Annotated in this window: 4 protein-coding genes; all 4 read right to left on the reverse strand. The window is 56.7% G+C overall.

The window, feature by feature from the left end; all coding sequences use genetic code 11:
• Positions 1-142: 142 nt before the first annotated feature.
• The 4 genes from AU509_RS15670 to AU509_RS15685 all read right to left on the reverse strand — a co-directional run bounded on the left by AU509_RS15670 (position 143) and on the right by AU509_RS15685 (position 5774).
• Entirely contained in the window at positions 143-1240 is a 1098-nt protein-coding gene (locus AU509_RS15670) for an MBL fold metallo-hydrolase (RefSeq protein ID WP_085653606.1), read from the reverse strand.
• Positions 1241-1535: 295 nt separating this feature from the next.
• The gene (locus AU509_RS15675) at positions 1536-3074 is read right to left on the reverse strand and encodes an efflux transporter outer membrane subunit (RefSeq protein ID WP_094118786.1); all 1539 of its coding nucleotides are present in this window, start codon (positions 3072-3074) and stop codon (positions 1536-1538) included.
• A 1-nt stretch (position 3075) separates the two neighbouring features.
• Positions 3076-4644 carry a DHA2 family efflux MFS transporter permease subunit gene (locus tag AU509_RS15680; RefSeq protein ID WP_094118787.1) on the reverse strand — a complete coding sequence of 523 codons (1569 nt, stop codon included), beginning with the start codon at positions 4642-4644 and terminating at the stop codon, positions 3076-3078.
• Positions 4641-5774: an HlyD family secretion protein gene (locus AU509_RS15685; RefSeq protein WP_409359769.1), complete on the reverse strand. Its 1134-nt coding sequence runs from the start codon at positions 5772-5774 to the stop codon at positions 4641-4643. Before AU509_RS15685 ends, AU509_RS15680 begins: the two co-directional genes overlap by 4 nt.
• Positions 5775-6579 lie beyond the last annotated feature (805 nt).

The following is a 6579-nucleotide window of genomic DNA, read 5'->3' on the forward strand; positions in this document are numbered from 1 at the left end:
CCGTCCATGAGAAACCATGAGGGAAAGTGAGCGGTTCATAAGCGCCCGAGTATACCCGCGCCACATCGCCTGGCGTTTGGGTTCCGCCCGATCACCTACGCATTTTCCCTCGCTGATTATCCCCGCGGGCATCGGGAAACAATTAGCGAGGGACTTTTTCCCACCAGCGTTCAAACGTCGTTTCGCTGTCGTCCAGCCACAGCGGTTGGCCGATCATCGGCGTCAATAGCCGCCAGTCATGACGCTCGCTGGCTTTGTCGATACGAACAAACGGATCGTTCCAGTCATGCTGCGCCAGCGCGAACTTACCAATATGGCCGGGCAACAGGGCTCGCGCACGCAGGTCCGTCGTGGCCTGAGCGGCCTCTTCCGGTCGCATGTGAACGTGCGACCAGCGTTCGTCATATTGACCGCTGTCGAGCGCGACGAAATCAAAACCGCCGAGCTGCTCGCCGATCTTTTTGAAATGCGCGCCGTACCCTGAGTCTCCGCTGAAGTACAGGCGCCGCTCAGCCGTTTGCAGAGCGAAAGACACCCACAGCGTCTGGTTTTTCTTGAATAATCTTCCCGAGAAATGGCGGGCGGGCAAGAGCGAAATGTCGATGCCATCCCCCAGCTTCAGTTCGGAAAACCAGTCAGCTTCATGAACGCTTTCGTGAGCGAATCCCCACGCGCGAAAATATTGGCCCACGCCCAGCCCGCAGACCACCTGTTTTACCTTGGGCTTGAGCGCAATCAGGGTGGCGTAATCCAGATGGTCCCAGTGGTCGTGGGTCATCAGCAAATAATCGATGTTGGGCATATCGGCCGGCGTGAAGGGATTAGTGCCCCGAAAGGCGCGGTTTCCGAATGGGACCGGCGCGGCGTTTTGGCTAAGCACGGGGTCGACCAGCAGGCGCTTTCCCGCCAGCTGCACGTAAAACGAGGAGTGACCAAGCCAGATAACGACGTCCCGGTCGGCGGGCAACGCCAACAGCGACGTATTGACTGTCGGGAGCGGCTGTTTAGGGCGACGACGCGGGTTGCCGTGCAGGATAAAGTCCAGCATCAACGTGGCAAAATTACCGCTACCGGTAAAGACGGGGGTGGCCTCGAGGTTGTGAAACTGGCCTTGCTGATAATGGTCCGAGTCGCTTGCTTTCACTTCCGGAACACTGATTTTGACAAACTCGGGCCTATGAAGGTAAACGGCGGGAATGACAATGAATACCACGATTATCGCTAATAAAGTCAATAACATGCTTCTACCCGTACCTGATCGCTAAGAGTTGGAAGAGAGAATATTGTCCTATTCAGTGTACTGCATTGTATGGCGCTCTGCCGTGGTGAACCGGTGGCCTCATTCCTTTAGGAACGCGCCTCGGTCCGCCGACACTCTCTCGCGGACCCTCGACGTTATGCCGCCGTGGGTTGCAGGATGTATGGCCGTTCGCAGAGAGCAGGGAAGGGGGATAAAAAACCGCCAGCACGAAGACACGTCTGGCGGCAGAGAGGGACAGCGCGGCCGTGACAACAGACCGCCTTGATGGCAAAGATTAGCTTTCGGCTGGACCGAAGACCGGGAACTCCGGCAGTTTGACCTGCTGGTAAGATTCCCAGCCGCCGCCCAGCGCTTTATACAGCGCCACGAGATCCAGATTGGTCTGCACGCGCGCCATAATGGCCTGCTGTTTCGCCTGCGCCAGCTGCCGCTGTGCGTCCAGCGCCTCAATAAATGACGTCAGACCTTTGCTGTAACCGTCACTCGCCAGTTCGAACGCATTTTGTTGCGCTTCGACGGTGCGATCGAGCTCTTCAACCTGCAGTTGGTCGGTCCGGTAGCTGATCAGCGCGTTTTCCACGTCCTGCAAGGCGGTAAGCACGGTTTGACGGTAGCCCAATGCCGCGCTGGCCTGTTCCGCTCGGGCCAGTTTGACGCCGGAGACCAGACGGCCGCCCTGGAATATCGGAATGGAAACCGATGGGCCGAAGCTATAGAAGTGGCTGCTCCAGTTATCCATATAGCTGAAATCCGTATTGCGCATGCCGAGCTGCCCGGTCAGCGACAGGTCGGGGAACAGCTGCGCGATGGAGACGCCGATATTCGCGGTGGCGGCATGCAGCTGTGCTTCCGCCTGACGAACATCCGGTCGGCGTCTCGCCAGCGTCGACGGTACACCGACCGGCACGGCCTTGGGTAGCGTCGGCAGAGCTTTCACGGCTGTCAGTTCATGGTCCAGCGTCCCCGGAACTTGTCCGGTCAGCACGGACAGCCCGTTCATCGCTTGCTGCACCTGCGCCAGATACTGCGGCAGCTGTGCACGCAGCGAACTCAACTGGGCGCGGGCATTTTCCACGTTCATCTGCGGAGACAGGCCGTTGCGCTGCTGGCTTTCCGTCAGTTCCAGCGTCTGCTGCGCTATCGCTATCTGGCTTTCCAGCGTTTGGTGCGCGGCCTGCGCGCCGCGCAACTGCAGATAGGTTCTCGCGACTTCGGCCTCCAGCGATACCAGCGCATCATTCCGGCTTTCTATCGACTGCTGCTGTTGCGCATCGGCGGCTTCGACCTGACGACGTACCTTGCCCCACAGATCCAGCTCCCAAGAGGCGTCGAAGCTCCCCTGATACAGGCCGACGGGTTGGGTCAGGCTATCAAGCGATGACGTCAGATTGGGATCGACCTGATCTACCTGACCGTACACATTGTGTGACTCCATCAGCCCTTTCAGACCCATTTGACGTCGCTGTGCCGAGGCGCTGCCGTTGACCGACGGCATCCAGGCTCCGCGCGCCTGATTCAGCTGCTGACGCGAACCGGCGATCCGGAGTACCGCCTGCTGTAAGGACAGGTTGCCGGAAATCGCCCGGTCGATCAGGCTGTCCAACTGCGGGTCGTTAAACGTTTTCCACCAGTTGGGGTTGATGTCCGCCGCCAGTGGTTTCGATGCGCTGTCGGACGCCATATCGTTGAACGACCCCGGCGTGGCGGGTTTTGGCGCCTGATAATCCGGGCCGACGCTACAGGCCGACAGCGCCAGCAAGACGGCGATCACCGTTCCGGCTCGTGAATAGGAATAGGGTGAAGAAACCTTCATGTTAGTGTGCTCCAGCACTGCCTTTGCTCTTGATGGGAGAAAGCAGCAAACAAAGAGGAATGAGAAGCAGAGCGATAATGCTGAGGCCCGTAAAAACGTCTATGTAGGCAAGGATACGCGCCTGGGCAATCATCTCTTTATACAGTTGGCCGGTGGCGATGGACATCGGATCGCCCGCCATCGTGGAAAAATTTTTGACCGCGTGCGTCAACCGCTCCAACGCGAGATTGAACGGTTCGTTAAGCGGCGTCATGGTGTGGACCATGCTGGCGCTATGCACCTGCTGCCGTTCGGTGATCATCGCCGTGGACAGCGAAATGCCGATCGACCCGGCCACGTTACGGCACATGGTGAACAAGGCGGACGCATCCGCATTCAGCCGTTGCGGAATGGACACGAAGGCGATAGTGGTGAGCGGCACGAACAGGAAACCGAGTCCGATGGTTTGGGCGCTACGCATCAATATCAGCGTGTAGAAATCCACGTTCGGCGCCAGCGTCGACGAATACAGGAACGAGGCTGCCAACGTGGAGAAGCCGAACGCAATCATCCAGCGAGTCTGCACCAGCGGCATCAGTTTCAACGCTAACGGGATGGTCAGCACCACCAGAATCGCGCCCGGCGAAAGGATCATCCCCGACCAGGTCGCGGTATAGCCCAAATCCTGCTGCGCCAGCTGCGGGATGACCACCGCACTGGCGTACATCACCAGCGCCATGCCCGCCATGAGCAAGCAGGACACCGCGAAGTTGCGGTCTTTCAGGCAGTGGAGATCGACCACCGGCTTTTTGGCATAGAGCAGCCAGTAGATCGCCCCCACCAGTCCGATTGCCGTCAGGATGGCAAAGGTAATGATGAAGTTGGAATGGAACCAGTCGTCGTCCTCGCCGCGGTCCAGCATGACCTGCAGACAGCCCAACCCCAGCGTGAGCAGGCTGATGCCGATGTAGTCGATACTGAGTTTGCCCTTCGCCGACTTACGTTCCCACGGCGGATCTTCCAACAGATGATAAATCGCCAGCACGCTCAGGATGCCGATGGGGATGTTGATGAAGAACACCCAGCGCCAGCTGTAGTTATCGGTGATCCACCCGCCGAGCGTCGGCCCGATGACGGGCGCGACGATCACCGCAATCGCCGAGAGACCAAAGGCTTTACCGCGATCTTCCGGTTTGAAGTAATCGAGCAGCACCGACTGCTGTACGGGCTGCAGGCCGCCGCCAAAGAAGCCCTGCAAGATGCGGAACAGAATGATCTGCCATAGCTCTGTTGCGATACCGCACAGGAAAGAGCAGATGGTGAACATCACAATACAAAGCAGAAAGAAGAGCTTACGGCCGAAGGCGCGGCTCAGAAACGCCGAGATAGGCAGCACAATGCCGTTGGCGACCAGATAGGATGTCAGCACCCACGTCGACTCGTCATAGCTGGAGGACAGCGAACCCGCGATATGCGGCAGGGCGACGTTGACGATGGTGGTGTCCAGGATCTCCATGAACACCGCAAGCGTGACCGTAATGGCGACTAGCCAGGGATTCCCGGCCGGCTGCCAACTCTGGTTCTGGCTCATTCCACCGTCACCTTGGGCTCAACCGACAGACCCAGCGGCAGCGGTCTTTGCGGATCCAGCCCTTTATCAATGACGATTTTCACCGGAACGCGCTGCACGATTTTCACGTAATTGCCGGTGGCGTTTTCCGCCGGGAACGCGGAGAAGCGAGAACCGGATCCCATTTGCACGCTGTCGACATGGCCTTCGAGCTTCATATCCGGCCATGCGTCTACGCTGATCTCGACTTTATTGCCGGGCCGCATCCGCTCCAGCTGTGACTCTTTAAAGTTGGCGGTAATCCAGGTGTTCGGGGACACCAGAGAGAACAACGCCGTGCCCGGCTGGACCAGACTGCCGACCTGCACGTTGCGGCGAGTGATGAATCCGTCGTAGGGCGCGCGAACCTCGGTGTAGGACAAATTAAGGTTGGCGGTATTCAGCTGGGCCTGCGCCTGTTCAACCTGCCGTTGACGCGCTTCGACGTTGGTGGCCTGCTGGCGGATTTGCAACGCGACCTGCGAGGCGACTTCCACCTGTGCCTTGGCGCTTTCCCATTCCGCGCGGGCGCTTCTTAACTGCGCGCTGGCGGCGTCAATGTTGCGTTGCGACGTGGCTCGCGGATCGACGCCCCGCTGACGTTTGTCATCTTCCTGCGCATTGAGGTAGTTGGCCTGCGCTTTGGCGAGCGTCGCCAGCGCCTGATCTTTCTGCGCGGGATACTGAACCTTCGCCAGATCCAATGCGGCTTGCGCCTGATGCAGCTGCGCCATCGCCAGTCCCAGCTGCGCTTGCGCCTGATCGCGCTGCGCGGTGTTATCGCGTGGATCGATGACCACCAGCACGTCGCCCTGTTTAACGAACTGGTTATCTTTCACCGACAGTTGAGTGACGTAACCCGAGGCTTTCGGGGCGAGGGTGACCGCGTCGGAGTCGGTAAAGGCGTCATCGGTGGTTTCGATATTGCGGCTGGTCAGCCAGAAGAACAGGCCGATGATCAGCATGACCACCACGACAATAGCCAAAATAATCAGCGGCTTCTTGCCGGGCGTTTTGCGTTCCGTGGGAGCGCTGTCTGGGGTGTGGTTCTGCGGGTTGTCGTCCTGATGACGCGGGTCATTCTCAGACGGAGAAATAGATTGATTAGCCATAGTTCTCATCGATAAACGACGGACTCAAACCAAGTCCGCGAAATGAATACTGCCATTATGAGACGGACGTTAAATCCGGCACTCCCAAATACAGGCGATTGCGGATGGAGGTGATTGGCGTAACTCGCGTTGCTGTTTCCCTTTCCCTCTACGCTGTTTTTGACCTTATGACTAACGCGTCTGTCAATCAAGGTAGGATTAAGTAAATTAGTGCCAAAAAAATGCAGGAATACGCGTCAAAAAATGAGTCCGCCAAGGAAATAAACTCACATTTTTTGGGCAACGATAATCTGAGTTCTCTTGGGGAGAAAATGGCTGTATGGCTTCTAATTAGCCGGAATATCGTATATTTCACCATTAACTTGCCATGTCAGGCTTGCTATCGAGGAAGAATCTACGGGGCTTTTGGGACGTTATAATGAGGTGCGCAGAGGGAAGAAAAAGTGACACGATTTGTAACGATCTTTTCAGGGTTCTTCGTTTTGTCGCTTGCTAAGTACTTGAAAGCTCATATTTTCATTCCCGAAACACATGACATTTTGTGTCAATTGCGTGACAAAAATGGGTCTCATCATTTTGCTGAGTTATTTTCTCCGTGAGCCTCAAAGTAGTTAACATATGGAATAATTGCCAAATCTGCGCAACTTCTTGCGCACTTTCCAGCATAAATCACTTTTTGCGCAATGTTTGCAAACGATCTGCGCATTCTGCGCAAGTTTTTGCGCGAGTATTGGATAGGGTAAAATTCGTATTTTAAATTCCTTTATAAAACAGAGGGATAGAAGTTGGCATGATCATTGCATTG

Origin of the sequence: Lonsdalea britannica (assembly GCF_002111595.1) — a bacterium.
GTDB lineage: Bacteria > Pseudomonadota > Gammaproteobacteria > Enterobacterales > Enterobacteriaceae > Lonsdalea > Lonsdalea britannica.

Excerpts from the sequence above, each read along its gene's own strand:
- AU509_RS15670 (WP_085653606.1), bottom strand. The coding sequence starts at position 1,240 with ATGTTATTGACTTTATTAGCGATAATCGTGGTATTCATTGTCATTCCC.
- AU509_RS15675 (WP_094118786.1), bottom strand. The coding sequence starts at position 3,074 with ATGAAGGTTTCTTCACCCTATTCCTATTCACGAGCCGGAACGGTGATC.
- AU509_RS15680 (WP_094118787.1), bottom strand. The coding sequence starts at position 4,644 with ATGAGCCAGAACCAGAGTTGGCAGCCGGCCGGGAATCCCTGGCTAGTC.
- AU509_RS15685 (WP_409359769.1), bottom strand. The coding sequence starts at position 5,774 with ATGGCTAATCAATCTATTTCTCCGTCTGAGAATGACCCGCGTCATCAG.